Consider the following 18,256-nt stretch of genomic DNA (forward strand, 5'->3'; position numbering starts at 1 on the left):
CGAATCGTGAACTTAAGTAACAGTTTATATCATTTTTTTGTAAACTGATAGCAAAAGATTAGAATAAATTTAATCGTCTACAAGAAAAATCGCTCTATGCAATGGGATATATGATTTTTTTATGTAATAAAAAGTTTATTATTGAAAAAACGAATCATTTAATTAGAACAGATATAATTTAAAAAGTGAGGCAAAATATCTAACTTCCCGTAGAAAGTTAATATATCTTGTCTCACTTTTTATAATCCAATTTATTCTAATACTTGGCTATACTTAGTGACTGTATTAACGCCATTATCACGTTCTAATAAAGTCAAACTAGAGTTTTTAGGACTTTGTGTTAAGTCAAATTTACCATTACCGAAACGTTCAGTGATCGAACGAATAGTGGTTCCATGTGTAACTAAGAGAATCTTGTCGCCATCTTTGGCAACTTTATCAATCCTTTTGAAACCACGATCAACTCTTGTCCAATATTCCTCAGCATTTTCAGCGTCATGGAATGGATCGGCTTCTTTCATGAAATCTCTAGTAGCATCGAGTCCATACTTTGAAAGGATACCGCTGAAGTCTCTTTCTCCATGGGGTTGACCAACGATGAACCAGGCCTCAGAAGAATTCATTCCTTCAAAGTAACCATAGAATTGTTCTCTAAATTCCATTAATTTCTTAGGATGTAAATTTTCACGATTTTCATTATTATCAACTATTAACTTGCAAGTATCAATTGCTCGACGGGCGTCTGATGAAAAGGCCGCATCGAATTTAACATCGCCTAAAGCTTTAGCAGCCACTTTAGCTACCTCTAGTCCCTCGGGTGCAAGGGGAGTATCAGACCAACCTTGCATTTTGTTGTATTTATTAAACCAAGTTTTGCCGTGACGGATCATGTAAATTTGGTATTTAGCCATTGTTTCCTCCTCAAAGTTTGTAGTTTAATTCTACTACATTAAAAGAGAGATTGATTGTATTTTGTAACACGATTTACGCCATTATCACGTTCCATTAATGTCAAACTAGCATTTGCTGGAACATCATTTAGTTCGAAATCCCCAGCTTTGTAACGATAAGCTAAGCCCAAAATAGTAATGCTGTGTGTTACTAGAAGAATCTTGTCGCCATCCTTAGCAATTCGATCGATCTTTTTAAAACCACGTTCGATTCGATTCCAATATTCGGTTGAATCTTCGGCATCGTGTAGAGGATCGGCATCTTTTACAAAATCCATTGTGGCATCAAAACCGTAGTTTTTCACGATTTCAGCAAAGTTTTTGGCATGGTGAGGTTTTCCAATAACGAACCATGATTCATCAATCCCACGTCCTTCATAGTAGCCATAGAATTGCTCTCTGAATTCTGAAAGTTCCTTTGGAGTTAAATGATTTTTATTTCTTCTAGTTATAATGCGACAAGTATCAACCGCACGTTTCATATCGGAAGTAAGGGCAGCTGAGAAATCGACATTCTTTAAAGCTTCCGCTGCTTTTTGGGCAACCTCAACACCCTCATTAGTCAAAGGAGTATCAGACCAGCCTTGCATTTTTTGGTATTCGTTGTACCAGGTTCTTCCATGTCTAACTAAATAAATTTGATATGCCATAAATTGCGCCTCCTAGTACGCCCATTCTACTATAAGTAGAGCGCATTTTTAGTAATTTTGCTTGTAATTGTGTAAAGTAAAGTTAATTAGTTTATTTGGAGGTAATCAAATGAAAGTTGCAGTAATTGGTGCGAATGGTAAAGAGGGTTCTTTGATTGTCAAAGAGGCCTTGAGTCGTGGGTTAGATGTGACCTCAATTGTTCGTGATAGTAAAAAATCACCAACAGATAAGTATTTAGTGCGCGATGTATACAATTTAAAAACTGAGGATGTAAAAGATTTTGATGTCCTAGTAGATGCTTTAGGATTCTTTGGACCAAATGTGAAAGAGTACGTACCTTCAACAGAGCATTTGATTGAAATCTTAAAGGATTCTCAAACAAGATTACTTGTCGTTGGTGGAGCTGGCTCATTGTTTGTCGATGACAAGCATACAAAACAGTTGTATCAAGGAGCTGATTTCCCAGAAACGGTTAAACCTTTGAGTGAAGAAATGGGCAAAGCCTTAGTTAAATTACGTGAAAGTTCAATCAACTGGACTTACATTAGTCCTGCGGCAGCTTTTGATGCTAAAGGAACAAGAATGGGCAAGTATGTTTTAGCAGGTGAAGAATTAACTTTCGACAAAGATGGTAAAAGCGAGATCAGTTACGCTGATTTTGCCATTGCAATGGTTGATGAAATCATTAATGCTAAACATCAAAAGGAACGCATTAGCGTTAGATGGTAGAAAAAATGAATATTTTGATAGCTTATATAAGTATGACTGGTCGCAATAAAAAAATTGCCGAACATTTAGCCGATTATTTAGAGGAACATAACGCTGACGTAACGCTTGAACAAATGATTGATACAGATGCTTTCGATTTGGATAGCTATGACGCCGTTATAATTGAAACTTATACTTATAATGATGGTGAAGTGCCAGATGAAGCCAAAGATTTTTACGATGATTTGGAAGATGTTGACCTAAAGAGAACTAAGTTTGCTGTCCTAGGTTCAAGCTCTAAGGAACATCTCCATTTCGGTCGGGCCGTGGATTACTTTACTATGCGACTAAACTCGAGTAATGGTGAGCAAGTGTCTGATTCAGTCAAAATTGATCAAGATCCCAATGAAGATGATTTCAAAAGAGTCGACCAATTAGGTAACTATGTTTTAAAAAGTTTGAATAAAGATTAATAAATCTGTTTCAAAATAGAAGGGTTATGATAATGAAAAATGATTATCATAGCTCTTTTTATATTGTCTTGTGAACGCTTATCTTTTCTTATATGATGGAGTAGATATTAATTATAAGGGGGACCTAGGGGATGAGTAATTTTATGTTATTAGTCTGGTTCGTATCGCTAATAGCGATGATTATTTATATTGTTAAGTGGATAAAAAATCGTCGTGGCAACAACAATTATCGCAAGAAATTTTTAATAAGTTTGGCGGTAATGGTTGTTTCATTTATATTAGTTGGTGCAACTGGAGGCAATGACGCAACAAGGAATGCTAGTAATTCTAGTGACACAACTAAGGTAGCTAGAAAATCTAAAACACCAAAAGTAGTTAAAAAGACTAAATATGTTGGTAAGGATAAGTACGATATTGCTAAAAAAGAAAATTTAGCATTAATTGCAAAAAAGAAAAAATTATCTAAGCAAGAGGATAAGCTTCAAGATCAAAGAGATAAGATCGAAGAACAAGTCGCTCAAGAAAAACAACAAGCCCAAGAACAACAAGCTGAAAAAAAGCAGCAACAAGTTGCTAAGGCGGCTCAAAAACAACAGGAACAACAAGAACAACAGGCATCGCAACAAACTGAACAATCTTCACAAGCACAATCGTCACAGGGACAATCGCAAGGCGATATGAATACAGATGATGCGGGAACAATTGTTGGGAATTCTCGTAGTCATATTTATCATGTTCCGGGACAAAGAGGTTACAATATGAATTCGGCAAATGCAGTTTACTTTAAGAGTGAACAGGATGCTATCAATGCTGGCTATAGGAGGTCCAAAGTATAATGAAAAAATTAGTCAAATTAATGGTTTTATTAGCTTTAGTACCTACAGCGACAGCTTGCGCCAATCAGAGTCAAGCGGCTTCGAATGATGGTGCGAAAACGGAAATAGTAAAGAACTATTCCTATCAAAAGAAAACTAAAAAATTAGTTTCAAAAAATAAGAAATTAAAACAGAGTATTGTTGATCTTCAAAAAGAAATTACTGATGATCAAAATTTTATTGATCAGCATAACGATAAAACAACCCAAAGTACGGCTAATACTTCCGATCTAGCTAATTTGGATTATAACGGTACGCAAGAGATTGTCGTTAATAACAATAAGCCTAATTTTTCACAAGCTGATTTAAGCACTGACAAAGGAGCTTGGCAAGAATATGGCAATTTGGATAATCTTAATCGAGTTACAGCAGCCAATGCTTTGTTGAATGTATCACTAATGCCTAGTGCCAAACGTGAGCCACTTCATTGGAATCCAACTGGATGGCATAACAAACGTATCAATGGCAGTGGGTGGCTATATAATCGTAGTCATTTGATTGGGTATCAGCTAACTGGACAAAATAATAATCCTAAGAATTTGATGACAGGAACACGTTCATTGAATAGTCCAGAAATGTTAGCTCACGAGATGGACGTTGCTTATTATTTGAAACAAAGCCGTTCCCATTTCATTAGATATCGAGTTACACCAATTTTTAGGGGTGACGAACTATTGCCACGCGGTGTACAAATGGAAGCACAATCTATAGGTGACAATTCAGTCAGTTTCAATGTTTATATTTTTAACGTCGAATCTGGTGTCACTCTAAATTACGCAGACGGAACTAGCCAAGTCGGATAAAATTAATAATCAAAATGGCATCTATTGAAGTGAATTTCAATAGATGCCATTTTGAGGTTTCATTGATTAAATCTTCGAGCGGCACTCAAGCTATCACGTTTATGTCCCTTGATGATACTATTTTCCAGTTTGATTCTGCGGTTCAATTCGTCTAAATTCTTTTGAGCATTGATGACGTTTAATTCAGCCTGTTGTTCTTGCTTGATCAGAAGTACATGACGCTTAAGTAAGGAAGCTTTGCCAGGCGTTTGGCATAAAACGATGTATTCTCTGATTTCGGAAAGTGGCATGCCCAATTCACGGAAAAATTTAATTCCTTTTAGCCAACAGATAGCTTCGTCATCAAACATACGTTGATTGTCAATATTTCTCTTTAAAGAAGGTATCATATTTAATTCTGCATAATAGCGAATTGTTGCCACAGGTAAATCAACTTTTTTGCTAGCTTCAGAAATTTTAAGCATATGATCACATCCTTGTTCAACTCTATGATGACAGCTTTTTTTAATAGAAGTTGAAAAAAGACAATATGGATAATTTTTTTTGTTAAAGTATCAAAAAAAATACAATTTATTCATAGTTTCATAAATTTAATCGTGCAAGATAAAAAAATATTAGAAATTATATGAATATGTTTTTTTTACAGTAAAAGTTAAACTATGCTTAAGAAATATATTTGGCTAATATAATATTTTTTGAAAAAAGTACTGAAACTCAATAGTTATCGCGCTTAGCTATTGTATAATACAAATTGAGGTGATGAACGCATGATTAATACACCATATACTTTTCAGGATACGGATGCATTCAAAAGTACTGAACGCTTAATTATAAAGGGACGCTTTTTTGCGACGGCGGTGTCAGATTCGTTTGATACATTTAAACCGAAGAAAAGAAAAATACATAAAATTCTAAATATTAAAAATAAATTATTGGTGCCAGAACTATTGGCCGTTAAAAAGGAAAGAATGTCTAAGTCAGTTTTTGCTTTCTTTCGTGGGACCGTTGATGTAATGCACTACGATCTGTCACGCAACGAAAATAGTGGTATCAAAGTTCTAGTGGGTGGGGATGCTCATTTAGGTAATTTTGGCTTCTACGGCTCTTCTGAGGGACAATTGTTATTTGATATGAATGACTTTGATGAAGCCCACTTGGGTCATTGGGAATATGACTTGAAACGCTTGTTAGTTAGCGCTTTGCTTGTAGCCAGATCACATAATTTTGATGAAACCGATGTGCAAGAGTACTTATTGACGGTAGTAGATACTTATTTTGACACCTTAAAGCACATGACTAAGATTTCAGAGATGAAACGATTTATTCTCCCTAACACGCTTCAAAATATTACGGAGATATTTGGAAAGCTTAAAGATAATGAAGAATATTTTCAGGATTCTTTCAATAGTATGATTGCTAAGAGTATCAAAAAGGCTCAAAGAAGCAACTCTAATTTGGTAATTGAGAAATATACTGAAGTCAATGACGATGGTGAACGCCTCTTTGTGGAGAATAAGCCAGTTACGCAACATATTAGTAAAAAAGATTACCAAAGTGTGTCTAAAGGATACGAAAAATACAAGAAAAACCAACGTAGCGATGTTAGACTATTCTTAGAGGACTTTAAAATTATTGATATTGTTCGTCATAGTGTTGGAGTCGGTAGTGTTGGTACGCTTTGCTATTTGATTCTTCTACGAGATTTGGATAGTAACTACTTAGTTTTACAGGCAAAGCAAGCACTTCCTATTTATAACAATGATGAATTGTATTTTGACGATAAAATCAGTCAAGGTCAAAATATTGTTAATAGTCAACTAATTTTGCAAAGTGCATCTGATCCATTTCTAGGAGCATTTGATACTGAACAGTATAGTTTTTACATGCGTCAATTTAAGGATATGAAATCGTCTATTAATTTAGATAAATTAGATTTTGAATCTTTCAAGGATTATACAAAGGTTTGTGTTATCTTACTTGCTAGAGCCCACTCCCACTCACCTAATTATCCATTGATTATAGGGTTTGGTGCTGAATATTCAGATATAGCTAATTCGCTGATGAACTTCACTAATAGTTACGCTCAGCAAGTGGAGTACGACTTTGAATCATTCAAGAAGGATTTGAAAGATGAAGGGTAGTTTTTAAATGAAACGAAAATATTATAATAGGGATTTAAGTTGGATTCTATTTGATAATCGAGTGATTGATCAGGCTTATAACAGCGATGTGCCTCTTTTGGAAAGACTACGCTTTTTATCCATTGCTTCAAATAATTTAGATGAGTTTTTTAGAGTTAGAATGCACAATATCGACAGCATGGTAACTAATAACAAAACTGAGAAACGAACTGATTTAACCGGGGATGAAGTACTTGATTTAGTCTACGAATTCAATGCTCGAAATATTGCTAAGCAATATAAAAAGTATGATTCATCAATGAAAGACGCCAGAAAACGGGATCTTTTCTATATTTTGAAATATAAAGAATTGTCCGATTCCGAAAAGAAGTACGTTAAAAAGTTCTATAGTAAGAAAATTTTGCCACGACTTGATATGCAACGATTCTCAAAGGTATACAAGTACCGTCATAATTTGAACTTCTTAATGGAAACGCCACATCATATTTATACTTGTCCAGTTCCGGAGGATTTGGGCCGTTTGATTGAGACCGGCGTTGATAATCATTATATTTTGATTGAAGATTTAATTAAGAATGTTTCGACTGAATTAATGAGAAAGTATAAGGTCTCTAAGACTTATGTTTTTCGAGTTACTTATGATCAAAATAAGCCGTATGATTTTCTTGATAAAAATATGTCAGACGAAGAATATCTCAATAAAATGATCAACTACGTTGATACGCGAGAACTTCGTAAGATTATGCGAGTTGAATTTGCAGGCGATGAAGAGAAACGTGGTCGGAATTACTTTACAAAATTATTCGATATTAGTAAGAAAAGCGTTTATAAAATTCCTGGACCAGTTGATATTAGATTTTTGAATACACTTTTCAAACGTTACAAAAATCATTCTGATTTGGTTTTTGCTCCATTCAAGGCTTTGAAGTGGAATCCATCGAAGAATATTCTGCAATACTTGAATAATTCTCCTATTTTGGTGCAGTATCCTTATGATTCTTTTAGTGTTTTCATCAATTACTTAGAAATGGCCGTCAATGATCCAAAAACGACGAAGATTTTTATTACAATTTATCGAACAGAGAAAAATTCTGATTTGCTGAGACTTTTAAAAGAAGCTGCAAGTAAAGGTATTAAAGTCACAGCCATAGTGGAATTACGTGCTAGATTTGATGAGGTGCATAATATTCAAGTCGCAAAGGTTTTAAAAGATGCGGGCGTAAGAGTTTTACTTGGCGATAAAGTTAATAAAGTGCATTCAAAGATTTGTTTAGTACTACATGGCGATAATAGAGGGTATGTTCAAATCGGAACGGGTAATTATAATGCTATTACAGCTAATGCTTTTTCCGATCTAAGTTATTTTACAAGCAATCAGATTTACGTTGATGATGCTACGAAATTCTTTGATCATTTGGTCAATGGAACTAAAGAGGATTACAACCTGTTAGTTACTTCACCTGATGGAATCAAGGACATGATCATTAGCAATATCAAAGAGGCTACTGCAGCTTACTTACGCGATGGTCAGGGCAGTGTCTTTATGAAGGTCAATGGGTTGACCGATGTTGATATTATCAGCGCAATTTACACTGCTGCTAAGCAAGGCCTACCATTTAGAATGATTGTTAGAGGACCTTGTTCATTGAAGATAGGAATTTGTGGTTCCAAAGAGGATATTCGCGTTAAGAGTATTGTTGGGGAATTATTGGAGCACAGTCGTATTTTTAAATTTCAATATGGTAATGATCACACAGATGTTTGGATTTCCTCAGCTGATATGATGACTAGAAACCTAGAGCGTCGTGTCGAAATCGCTGTTCCAATTGTTGAAGATAAAGCTAAGTTGAAATTGACTAAGATTATTAAAGTATTCTTGAAGGATACTGAGAATTCTTATTGGCTAGATTCTGATGGCGATTACGATAAGGAAGAAGAAGAAAATGGTATTTCTGCACAACAGACTTGGTTGAGTCGGCTGAAGTGGAGAAAATACATTGAAACAAATTAATTTTAGGGATTTATTTATATAGAATTCGAGCCATGGATTCTATTTTTTTTGCCCAAATGCCAATAAAAAAGCTGCCATCAACTAGGTTGACGAACAGCTTTTTTGTTAGATTTGAAAGACTTAGTTTAACATGATTCTTTTAGAAGCACCAATTTTACATTAATTAAAAGGTAAATATTAGTCAGAAAAACTACCGTCTTCAACGTCTTTAATAAATTGTTCTAAGTGATCAAAATAAACGGGAGCATTGTCGATCATATGATGGTGTCCACCATTTGGTGTTGTTACCAAACGTGCATGTGGAATTTCCTTTTGCATGATCTTAGCAGTTTCGATAGGCATTGTTTCATGTTCACCGAATGTTAGAAGTGTGGGAACAGTAATCTCCTTAAGATGTTTTCTGAAGTGCCAATCTTTTAATTTACCAGTAATAACAAATTCGTTGTCACCTTGGAATGTATTGTAAACAGGTGTAGCAGTTGTATCAATTAAGTGTCTGATAGCTGTTGGTTGTTTACGGTCAACATATTCAGCGTTTAAAACATCGACGTAGCTTTGGTAAGTTGGATCTGAAAGATTATTTTCAGCTTCAACTTTTTCCATATATTTAACTTTGTCAGCACCTAAGGCATCTAAACGACATTGATTGATATGTTTTACATAGTCGTCAATTTCATCAACCATACTTGAGATAATAGCACCCTTCAAATGTTTGCCATATTTAGCAGCATACATTTGAACCAATGCGCCACCCCATGATTGACCAATTAGATAGAAGTTGTCTAATCCTAATTTTTGTCTAACTTCTTCGACTTCTTCTAAGAAATAGTCGTATGTTAGATATTTTTTAGCGATTTCGGGGTCGCTATAGTCGGGTTGATCAGAATACCATGATCCTAGTTGGTCATACATTGTTACTTGGACACCTAAATCGGCAAGTTTTTCACCGAAATTCTCCCAATATTCGTGGTTGCCACCAGGTCCACCGTGTAAGCAAAGTAGTTTGATGTCACCATGGCCTTGGGTATTAGTCCATAAATGGTAGCCATTATCCAATGTCAAAATTGTTGTTCCTTGTTTCATAAGATAGTCACCTTCCTGCAAATGATAGTTCTAAGTATATCGCTATATCCAAGGTCATTTCAAATAATCTATAATATATTTTTAATGATTTTAATAAAAATCTTATTTTAATTATGGAAAAATATAGCGTAATATTTAAATGCAAATAATATATATGATAAAATTGGTATACACATTTTAAAGAAGGGCGATACGATGAAGAAGTGGGTAATTAGTCTATTGTCTGTGGGGATACTCTGGGGGACATTTGGTGTATCGGGATCAAGTGATCTTGCTCTGCCAAATTCAGTGGAAGAAACAGTTCAAGCAGACGTCAGTAATAACAATGATGAACGAACAATTAATTATGAAGTATATAAGAAAGATTCAAGTGAATTGTCACCAGCAGATACTTTTTTTACAAAGAGTGCTGAGATTTCATCCAATGACGATGGCACTTATAAAGTAACGATTACAGCGGAGATTTCCAATTTGACTAGTTTGGAGGTTACCGCAATCAATGAACAAAATCCTAGTGAATCCGCTAGTTATATGAAAAATGACAAAAAGTATGTCGACATTAGTTTCAATATTAAACAATTGTCTGATCTAGAAAAGCCGATAGACGGTACGGTTCAGACGAAGTTAATCAACTATAATATCAATAAAACAGATGTGAGTTTCAAATTTGATTCCAGTAGTTTAGATGAATTAGGACCGAAAAAATCATTTTCTGATAGTTTGAAATCAATTACTGATGCGGAAACAGAGAATAATTCAGTAGATACTACGGATACAACTATACTAAAGAAGAGCAAGCAAGATAGTAATATTATTGCGACACCTGATAGTAGTACACAGACAGAAAATACTAACGATAACAAGGGTAATGATAGAACTATTTTAAAAGAATTGACCTATAAAGTTGATAAAAGTGTGGGGGACGGGGCACTGATTTCACCGTACTTTACCAATACAGCCAAGGTAATTCAAGATTCAAATGGTACTTATTATGTAGAACTGACGGTTAAGTACCCTAAGAAGTTTGGTAATTCAGCTATAAAAATTAATTATCTTAATCATCAAAAACCAATCAACTTAAGCTTTACGAGTGTGGGAGATAGCAATTATCTTAGAGTTGCTTTTCCAATCAGTAGTATGATGGCTTTAAGTAAGGATATTGATGGAAATGTATCGTTGAATTTGCCTGAATTTGGAATTGATAAGAACCTTAATTTCAAGTTAGATTTTGGAAGTGTAAACACAGCGGATTTGACAAGTTTAACTAATAATTCCGATCTTCCTGGTCTTTTGTCTAAATTAGGTAAAGTTGATTCGGAAACGGTTAGGTCCGATAAGACGGATTCAACAAAGAATAAGCTCATTACTTTGCCGCAAACGGGTGAACAAACTGATGGTGCCTTAGGTGTTATTGGTGGTCTGCTTTTGATTTTGTGGATTGTCTTGATAAAGGAAACCTATTTGAAAAAATAAACTAAGTTCTGTGCAAAGTCACAGGCTTTTTTTTACAATTAAATCTACCAGTTAAGGAGAAAATTATGGGAGATTTCGATGAAAAAGATGTTGTGACTCTCTGTGGTCAAATTGGCACAGTACTTTTGGAAAATGGTGCTGAAACGTCTCGAGTAGAGAATACAGTTGAATATATTGGGCGAGCCGTAAATATGCCAGTGATTTGTCACGCTACCATGACTGGTATTTTTGTCAGCTCCGAAAAAACAGCGACGACTAGGATATTTAAAGTACGTGTAGGAGATTTTAATTTACAAAAAGTTGATAAGATAAATACTCTTTCTCGAAAGTTCTCACAACATGAATTGACTTTCTCTGAGTTAAAAAATGCCGTGGTAGAAGTTGAATATGACACCTCTGATTTTACTTGGTGGCAGAAATGGTTAGGAGCGGGGTTAGTCTCAGTTGCACCGATGTTACTCTTTAAGGCTACTTGGTTTGATCTCTTTTTATCGTTTTTTGTTTGGATCATGGGTTATGTTATGACGCAATTTGTAGGGAAGCATTCCAAAATACCTTATATTTCTGTGGCGGTCGGTGGTTTGACTATTAGTATTCTGGCTCATGTTCTAGCAATTTCAGGAATAGCTACTAGTGCTAATAGTATTATCATTAGTTCCTTAATGCCTTTAGTGCCAGGTGTTCCCATGACCAACTCTTTGCGAGAGATAATTGAGCGAAATACCATTTCAGGATTAGTTAGAGCGACTGACGCTATCATGGCAGGAATTTCAATTGGTAGTGGCGTGGTAATCGGTCAAATTTTGATTAAAGCAATTGTGGGAGGAATGTAAAATGCAGATTTTATTAGGTTTTGTTTTTGGGTTCCTTTCCAGTGTGGGCTTTGGAATCATTACTAATAATCCGAAGAGAACCTTAATACCAGCTGGTTTGATTGGCGCAATTGCTTGGGTCGTTTATATAATCACTGGTTGGTACACTCATGGTGTTATTATGCCTAATCTTTTAGCGGCAATAGTAATAGGGCTGCTGGGAAATTTTGCGGCCATTTTAGTTAGGGCGCCAGTAAATATTTTTTATGTACCATGTTTGGTTTCTTTAGTCCCCGAAATTATTATCTATAATAGTATGAAAAATTTTACCTTAGGATATGATGGCTTAGCTGCTCATGGCTTAATTAAGGCAGTGACCGTAGGGATGTCATTAGCTATTGGTTTTGTGATAGCTGAAGCTATAGCTAGTAAAGTTTATCCACCATTTAAAAAGTATTTGGAGAAAAGAAGGACAAGAATAAGGCGTAACAAACGTTTAGATTGAGCATTAAACCCCAAAGAGCTCGATAATCAGAATATGATTACCGAGCTCTTTGGGGTTGTTTTTTACTATTCTTCTTTGTTGTCGTCGTTATTGTCATTTTTCTTACTGTTTTGTTGTTTACTCCATTCGGAGTGAGTCATTAAGTCATCAACATTTAATGTGATCTTATCGACTTCTTTACCAGTCATTTCTTTTACTGAGCGAGCAACGCTATTAACGACTCTATCAAAGATTTGTGGGGCTGATTTTCCATATTCTAAAATAGCCTTCAATTCAAATGATAATTTATCGTCCTCATTTTCTACATCAACGCCCTTAGTAGGATTGTCAACGAATCTGTCAGTTAAATTACTGATAGCACCGCCACTTAGTGATAAAACACCATCAATCGAGTGGGCTGTTTGACTAGCAATTTTTTCTAAAACCTTATCTGAGAAATTCAATTCCTTTTGAACTGACTTCGCTTGTGAACCTTGTGAGTTTTGTGAGTTTGTTTGTGAATTAACCATTTTAAATTACCCCTATTCTAATTGACACGATTATTATCGTTAGATTTGTTTTGTCTTTGCCATTCTTTTTTAGTCATAACGTCACTAATGTAGACATTAATTTCGATGACTTTCAAACCAGTCATACTTTCAATTGCGGCGCTTACTTCTTGAAGAATATTTTCAAAGACCCGGTGAGCGTCTTTGCCATATTCAAGAATAATTTCCAAGTCCAGAGCAGTTTGTTTCTCACCAACGTCAACGTCAATACCTTTGGTAATGTCGTTTTTACTACGAATCTTGTCGGCAAGATTGTCGAAAACATTCCCATTCATGGAGAGAATTCCATCAATATCTTGGATCGCCATGCCAGCTATTTTGGCAATCACGTCTTCATTAAATTTTAATTTGCTGTTTTTCATCAAATCAACGTTCAATTGTTGTGCTGTCATGAGTTACTCCTTTATTTGTAAAATTTTGGTGATCCTTGTACGTAGATCACTCTTGTCTTTAGAAGAACCTGTCACGGTGGCGACTAAATATCCAACCATCCCGGCTAGTACTACTAATAATAAGTTTCCAAAGCCTAAGACGATCCAGATAATAACTAAGACGCTTCCGATAATAGAACCGATTATGCCTCTTTTCATAATATTATCCTCACACTACTTTGACTTTTTCGTTATTTAGATTAGGTTTCAAATCAACCGTTGTCTTCTTAATAGGAATACTTAGGTGTTGTGAAAGTTGTTCATTAGCAATCCGTTTGATCTGTTCGCCTTGTTGTTTCAAGTTTTGACTTTCGCTACTGAGAGCTGAGATGAACATCTTTGCCTGACGATTTTTACCTAAAATTTTTAGGTCGACATCAACTTTGGTAAGTGATGGGATTTCCCGAACTTTTCTCGTAATAATTTTTTCAATAGAATCTTTAGAAATACGTAATTTTCCATTGGAAGAATTAAAACTAACCTCTTGATGTTTCGTCGGAACGAAGATGGCATACATCATTAAAACTATGAAAACGATTGCCGAGATAATCGCAAAGACTAAAGCTGTGTAGAAGAAGAAATCTCGTGAGATTGGTAAGCTATTAGTCCAATTGATTACTGGTACTAACGGATATGTTAAAGCAACAAACCATAAAACCTGAAGCAATCCTAAGATAGATGCAACTATGAGAATACCTTTCGATATTTTTTTCATAATTTTTACCTACGCTCTTTTATTTATGCTGCTGAAGATCCAAGTGGTTAAGAGTACTACGATCACGGCTCCGATGATAGCTGGAACAATTGCCATACCGGCAATGTTTGGTCCCCAAGCTCCAAAGATACTTTCACCAAGCCAAGCTCCGATTAGTCCTCCAACGATATTACCGATCCACCCCCAAGGCATGTCTCGATTGATAATCATACTAGCTACGGCCCCGATTACGGCACCAACTATAATAACCCACAATGCATGTAACATATTAACCATTCCCTTCATCCAAGAAATTAATATTTCTTTTATTTATAAATCTATATTAAAAAAATTCTGGTAACTTTGTCTAGTAATAACTAATCAAAACTATAAAAAAAATATAATAAGCAAATTTAAGTTAATTAAATAAAACTTGATGACTATCAATTTTTTATACGGCACTTGCTATTAGAATAGGTCTTGTAAGTTAAGTCAGTGAGTTACATGACTTTGATAAATGATAATTAAGTGGGGTAATTGAAATGATTAAATTAAATGTTTGGATCACGAAACACCAAAATAAAATCACAGCTTCAATTGCTATTCTTATTGCGTTGAGTTTGATTTCAGAATTTCTACTCAAACTACCAACGCTTGGAACGGCAATGATGATTGTTGCAAGTATTATTGGGGCAATCCCGGTGGCACTGCATGCGATATCAGCTTTGCAGAATAAAGTAATCAGTATCGAATTATTAGTGACAATTGCCGTTATCGGTGCTTTTATTATTGGCGAATATGAAGAATCAGCTGTTGTTACTTTTCTATTTCTCTTTGGTAATTTCTTGGAACAAAAGACTTTGGAGAAGACACGTTCTTCAGTGAAGAGTTTGACAAAAATGGCACCAACCACCGCTGAACTAGTTAATGAAGATGGTAAGACTGAAACAGTCGATGTTGATGATTTGGATGAAGGGGATCATGTTCTAGTTAAGCCTGGTGGTCAAATTCCCGTTGATGGCAAGATTATTGCTGGAACAGGTTATATGAATGAGGCTTCAATTACTGGTGAATCAACTCCAGTTGAAAAGGGACTCGGAGATCAGGTTTTTGCCGGTTCAATCACAGATAATGGAACAATTACGATTGAAACAACTTCTGTTGGTGAAGATACTACCTTTGGTAAAATTATTGAATTAGTTGAAGAAGCACAAGATAGTCAATCACCCGCTGCACGTTTTATTGATAAATTTGCGACATATTACACACCAGCTGTTTTAATCATTGGAATCTTAGTTTGGGCTATTACTCAAGACTTTGCACTAGCAATCACAGTGTTAGTTTTGGGATGCCCTGGTGCTTTGGTTATCGGTGCGCCAGTTTCTAACGTAGCCGGAATCGGTAATGGTGCTAAGAATGGTATCTTGATGAAGGGTGGAAATGCTGTTAATACATTCTCACACGTTGATACTTTGGTACTTGATAAGACTGGTACTTTGACGACTGGCAAGATGTCAGTTACAGAAGTAACCAACTTTGGTAAGAATAAGAATGAAATGATGGCTTTGCTTTCTGGCGTTGAACAGACTTCTGATCATCCATTGGGACAAGCAATTGTTAAGTACGCTAATGATCTCGGTGTAACAGATACTCCTAAATTGCCAGAACTCGATACAGTTAAAGGGCAAGGCTTAGTTGGCCAAAACGAAGACTTCAAGATTCTTGTCGGTAACGAACGTCTTATGAAAGCTAATGATATTAAGATTTCTGCTGCACAAAGAAAAGCTATCGACAGTCGGATGAATGATGGTGATTCAGTCGTTTTAATGGCAATCAATGGTGAATTACGTCTCGTCGTGGGTGTTAATGATCAATTGAGATCAGATGCTCGTGAAGGTTTACAAGCTTTAAAGGATGCCGGTTTGAAGAGAATCGTCATGTTGACCGGTGACAACAAGGTGGCTGCTCAAAGAGTTGCCGACAGATTGCCAATTGATGAAGTTCATGCTGAACTATTACCTGAGGACAAAGTTGAATTTGTAAAGAAATTCAAACAACAGGGTAGTACCGTAGCCTTTGTTGGTGATGGAATCAATGATTCACCATCCCTTGCTACTGCTGATATTGGTATTGGAATGGGTAGTGGAACTGATGTTGCGATTGAAACATCTGATATTATCCTAGTTAAATCAAGTTTTGACGCTTTGGCACATGCTTATAAGTTATCGAAAAAGACCGTTGCCAATACGAAGGAAAATATCATTATTGCGGTAGGAACAGTTGCTCTATTGTTGCTTGGCTTAGTTGTCGGAGTAATTCATATGGGTAGTGGAATGTTTGTCCATGAAATAAGTATTTTAGTCGTTATCTTCAATGCGATGAGATTAATTAGAAATAAATCTAAAAAACTTGATACAAATCAAGTTCTTAAAACAGCAAACTAAGTAAGATAGTATTTGTAAGTTAGATAAAAGCAAATGGAGGAATCAATTATGGCAAAAGCAATTTTACAATTAGGTGAATTAACATGCCCATCATGTTTAACAAAGATTCAAAAGGGTGTTGAAAACCAAGATGGCGTTTCAAATGTCAAGGTTCTCTTCAACGCTGGAAAAGTTAGAGCAGATTTTGATGAGGATACAACTTCCGCAGATAAAATTTCTGATGTAATTAAAGATTTAGGCTATGAAGTTAAAAAAGTTAAAGTTAAGGAGACTAAGTAATGGCAAAATTAACAATTGATGAAAAGTTTGCAGCAGAACAAAAGCAAGCTGACGCAGATCACCACAAACCAACCGCAGGGGCAATGACAGGACATATCGTCTCTAATCATTTCTTATTGAATATCAAGTTGCACCAAATCAAATGGTTCGTTAAAGGCGCAAACGCTGAGAACTATAAGGCTGTTTTGAATCAAACAATTGACGAAAACAATGCTTGGTATGATAAGATTGCTGATGAATTATTAGATGAGGGCGAATTGCCACCATCAACTATGAAAGAATATACTGAATATTCCATGCTTGAAGAAGACGGCAAGAACAAGTACATGAAGGCAGAAGACATGCTACAAACAGTCGTAGATGACTTTAGTACTGACAATATGTTCGTAACTCGTGCTATCAAGTTGGCTGAAAATGAAGATCGTCCATTCATGGCACAAGTTCTAGTACAATTACTTGGCTTCAATAATCACCAAATCAGAATCTATCAAGCACTACTTGGCAAATCAGCTAAGGAAGGCTTTGAAGAAGAGGATGACGAAGACTTCGATTAAGGAGAGATAATTAATGGCAAAGTTAGCGCATGACCATACGGCAGAAGATTGTGTCGAGTTGGTCCCAATTTTTAAAACCCTATCGCAAAAGGATATTGAAACTGTGGCAACTCTAGTAACGCATCACCATTATAAAAATGGCGAATACATCTTTTCCGCTGGGGATGTTGCTGATTCGTTAGTTATCGTGGCTCACGGACAGGCAAAAGTTTTCCAAATGTCAGCGAGTGGGAAAGAACAAATGTTACGTGTCTTGCAGACTGGTGATTTCGATGGAGAGGCAGCCTTGTTCTCTGATGCTGAACATAGCAATTTTTCACAAGCATTAATGGATACCGATGTTTGTCAGATTTCTAGAACAGATTTCCAAAAATTGATGCAAGAATCCCCGGCATTGGCAGTAAATATGGTCAATGCCCTAGGTCGAAGAATCGTCCAGTTGGAGCAACAAACTGCTGAAGTTACTACTTCCAGTGTTGAAAGCCGATTGGCAAATTACTTGTTGGAAACAAGTGCCGGTTTGGATGAAGAAGTTTTCACCTTACCACTTAAGAAAAAAGATATTGCAACATACCTAGGAACGACCCCTGAGACAATCAGTCGGAAGTTAACACTTTTAGTTAAGCAAGGTATGATTGAAAAGATTAGTAATAATAAATTTAAAATTTTAGATGAAGACAGGCTGATGATGATAGACTAGAGCCGTTTATATCTAAGTTATAAAAAGCAAAAAGACACCAAGTATCTCGAATAGAAGATATTTGGTGTCTTTTTTGCTTTATTCTAATATAATTCTAATTTAAAATATTTTGATTATTTGA

22 protein-coding genes are annotated in these 18,256 nt (G+C 35.5%); 13 read left to right on the forward strand and 9 right to left on the reverse strand.

Features of this window, described 5'->3' with window-relative positions:
* Positions 1 to 251: 251 nt before the first annotated feature.
* Positions 252 to 911 carry a histidine phosphatase family protein gene (locus LA20249_RS08705; RefSeq protein WP_057738034.1) on the reverse strand — a complete coding sequence of 220 codons (660 nt, stop codon included), beginning with the start codon at positions 909 to 911 and terminating at the stop codon, positions 252 to 254.
* Between the two features lie 38 nt (positions 912 to 949).
* Positions 950 to 1,600: a histidine phosphatase family protein gene (locus LA20249_RS08710; RefSeq protein WP_057738032.1), complete on the reverse strand. Its 651-nt coding sequence runs from the start codon at positions 1,598 to 1,600 to the stop codon at positions 950 to 952.
* A 109-nt stretch (positions 1,601 to 1,709) separates the two neighbouring features.
* Here LA20249_RS08710 and LA20249_RS08715 point away from each other — a divergent pair, with 109 nt between their 5' ends.
* The 4 genes from LA20249_RS08715 (at position 1,710) to LA20249_RS08730 (ending at position 4,460) form a co-directional block, all read left to right on the forward strand.
* Positions 1,710 to 2,330 (forward strand): NAD(P)-dependent oxidoreductase, encoded by a 621-nt coding sequence (locus LA20249_RS08715; protein ID WP_057738029.1) that lies wholly within the window; start codon positions 1,710 to 1,712, stop codon positions 2,328 to 2,330.
* Between the two features lie 5 nt (positions 2,331 to 2,335).
* The gene (locus tag LA20249_RS08720; RefSeq protein WP_057738027.1) at positions 2,336 to 2,782 is read left to right on the forward strand and encodes a flavodoxin domain-containing protein; all 447 of its coding nucleotides are present in this window, start codon (positions 2,336 to 2,338) and stop codon (positions 2,780 to 2,782) included.
* A 131-nt stretch (positions 2,783 to 2,913) separates the two neighbouring features.
* The gene (locus LA20249_RS08725; RefSeq protein WP_057738025.1) at positions 2,914 to 3,618 is read left to right on the forward strand and encodes a sunset domain-containing protein; all 705 of its coding nucleotides are present in this window, start codon (positions 2,914 to 2,916) and stop codon (positions 3,616 to 3,618) included.
* Positions 3,618 to 4,460: a DNA/RNA non-specific endonuclease gene (locus LA20249_RS08730; protein WP_057738023.1), complete on the forward strand. Its 843-nt coding sequence runs from the start codon at positions 3,618 to 3,620 to the stop codon at positions 4,458 to 4,460. The genes LA20249_RS08725 and LA20249_RS08730 overlap by 1 nt, the downstream gene beginning before the upstream one ends.
* Before the next feature lie 59 nt (positions 4,461 to 4,519).
* On the opposite strand, the gene LA20249_RS08735 is transcribed toward LA20249_RS08730, so the two are convergent.
* Positions 4,520 to 4,924 carry a MerR family transcriptional regulator gene (locus LA20249_RS08735; protein WP_057738021.1) on the reverse strand — a complete coding sequence of 135 codons (405 nt, stop codon included), beginning with the start codon at positions 4,922 to 4,924 and terminating at the stop codon, positions 4,520 to 4,522.
* A gap of 303 nt (positions 4,925 to 5,227) precedes the next feature.
* Between LA20249_RS08735 and LA20249_RS08740 the strand changes: the two genes are divergently transcribed.
* Positions 5,228 to 6,601, forward strand: coding sequence for a DUF2252 domain-containing protein (locus LA20249_RS08740; RefSeq protein ID WP_057738019.1), 1,374 nt, complete (start codon positions 5,228 to 5,230; stop codon positions 6,599 to 6,601).
* Positions 6,602 to 6,608: 7 nt separating this feature from the next.
* Positions 6,609 to 8,612: a polyphosphate kinase 1 gene (ppk1, locus tag LA20249_RS08745; RefSeq protein ID WP_057738017.1), complete on the forward strand. Its 2,004-nt coding sequence runs from the start codon at positions 6,609 to 6,611 to the stop codon at positions 8,610 to 8,612.
* Positions 8,613 to 8,789: 177 nt separating this feature from the next.
* Here the strand turns inward: ppk1 and LA20249_RS08750 are convergent, their stop codons facing one another.
* Entirely contained in the window at positions 8,790 to 9,695 is a 906-nt protein-coding gene (locus LA20249_RS08750) for a proline-specific peptidase family protein (protein ID WP_057738015.1), read from the reverse strand.
* A 195-nt stretch (positions 9,696 to 9,890) separates the two neighbouring features.
* Between LA20249_RS08750 and LA20249_RS08755 the strand changes: the two genes are divergently transcribed.
* The 3 genes from LA20249_RS08755 to LA20249_RS08765 all read left to right on the forward strand — a co-directional run bounded on the left by LA20249_RS08755 (position 9,891) and on the right by LA20249_RS08765 (position 12,485).
* Positions 9,891 to 11,168 carry an LPXTG cell wall anchor domain-containing protein gene (locus LA20249_RS08755; RefSeq protein ID WP_057738013.1) on the forward strand — a complete coding sequence of 426 codons (1,278 nt, stop codon included), beginning with the start codon at positions 9,891 to 9,893 and terminating at the stop codon, positions 11,166 to 11,168.
* Between the two features lie 65 nt (positions 11,169 to 11,233).
* A complete protein-coding gene (locus tag LA20249_RS08760; RefSeq protein ID WP_057738011.1) occupies positions 11,234 to 12,001 on the forward strand; it encodes a threonine/serine exporter family protein in 768 nt (255 codons plus the stop codon).
* Between the two features lies 1 nt (position 12,002).
* The gene (locus tag LA20249_RS08765) at positions 12,003 to 12,485 is read left to right on the forward strand and encodes a threonine/serine exporter family protein (protein ID WP_057738009.1); all 483 of its coding nucleotides are present in this window, start codon (positions 12,003 to 12,005) and stop codon (positions 12,483 to 12,485) included.
* A gap of 65 nt (positions 12,486 to 12,550) precedes the next feature.
* Here the strand turns inward: LA20249_RS08765 and LA20249_RS08770 are convergent, their stop codons facing one another.
* The 5 genes from LA20249_RS08770 to LA20249_RS08790 are packed head-to-tail and all read right to left on the reverse strand — an operon-like array spanning position 12,551 to position 14,446.
* Entirely contained in the window at positions 12,551 to 12,994 is a 444-nt protein-coding gene (locus LA20249_RS08770) for an Asp23/Gls24 family envelope stress response protein (RefSeq protein ID WP_057738006.1), read from the reverse strand.
* A 17-nt stretch (positions 12,995 to 13,011) separates the two neighbouring features.
* Positions 13,012 to 13,425 carry an Asp23/Gls24 family envelope stress response protein gene (locus LA20249_RS08775; protein ID WP_083477895.1) on the reverse strand — a complete coding sequence of 138 codons (414 nt, stop codon included), beginning with the start codon at positions 13,423 to 13,425 and terminating at the stop codon, positions 13,012 to 13,014.
* Between the two features lie 3 nt (positions 13,426 to 13,428).
* Positions 13,429 to 13,623: a hypothetical protein gene (locus LA20249_RS08780; RefSeq protein ID WP_057738004.1), complete on the reverse strand. Its 195-nt coding sequence runs from the start codon at positions 13,621 to 13,623 to the stop codon at positions 13,429 to 13,431.
* Positions 13,624 to 13,633: 10 nt separating this feature from the next.
* A complete protein-coding gene (gene amaP, locus LA20249_RS08785) occupies positions 13,634 to 14,179 on the reverse strand; it encodes an alkaline shock response membrane anchor protein AmaP (protein ID WP_057738002.1) in 546 nt (181 codons plus the stop codon).
* Positions 14,180 to 14,188: 9 nt separating this feature from the next.
* Positions 14,189 to 14,446 (reverse strand): GlsB/YeaQ/YmgE family stress response membrane protein, encoded by a 258-nt coding sequence (locus LA20249_RS08790; RefSeq protein ID WP_057738000.1) that lies wholly within the window; start codon positions 14,444 to 14,446, stop codon positions 14,189 to 14,191.
* Positions 14,447 to 14,703: 257 nt separating this feature from the next.
* Here LA20249_RS08790 and LA20249_RS08795 point away from each other — a divergent pair, with 257 nt between their 5' ends.
* The 4 genes from LA20249_RS08795 to LA20249_RS08810 are packed head-to-tail and all read left to right on the forward strand — an operon-like array spanning position 14,704 to position 18,135.
* Positions 14,704 to 16,602 (forward strand): heavy metal translocating P-type ATPase, encoded by a 1,899-nt coding sequence (locus LA20249_RS08795; RefSeq protein WP_057738121.1) that lies wholly within the window; start codon positions 14,704 to 14,706, stop codon positions 16,600 to 16,602.
* A 48-nt stretch (positions 16,603 to 16,650) separates the two neighbouring features.
* The gene (locus LA20249_RS08800; protein WP_057737998.1) at positions 16,651 to 16,881 is read left to right on the forward strand and encodes a heavy-metal-associated domain-containing protein; all 231 of its coding nucleotides are present in this window, start codon (positions 16,651 to 16,653) and stop codon (positions 16,879 to 16,881) included.
* Complete coding sequence (locus LA20249_RS08805; RefSeq protein ID WP_057737996.1) at positions 16,881 to 17,435, forward strand: ferritin-like domain-containing protein; 555 nt, start codon at positions 16,881 to 16,883, stop codon at positions 17,433 to 17,435. The genes LA20249_RS08800 and LA20249_RS08805 overlap by 1 nt, the downstream gene beginning before the upstream one ends.
* A gap of 13 nt (positions 17,436 to 17,448) precedes the next feature.
* Positions 17,449 to 18,135 carry a Crp/Fnr family transcriptional regulator gene (locus tag LA20249_RS08810; RefSeq protein WP_057737994.1) on the forward strand — a complete coding sequence of 229 codons (687 nt, stop codon included), beginning with the start codon at positions 17,449 to 17,451 and terminating at the stop codon, positions 18,133 to 18,135.
* Positions 18,136 to 18,256 lie beyond the last annotated feature (121 nt).

This window comes from Companilactobacillus alimentarius DSM 20249 (assembly GCF_002849895.1).
Lineage (GTDB): Bacteria > Bacillota > Bacilli > Lactobacillales > Lactobacillaceae > Companilactobacillus > Companilactobacillus alimentarius.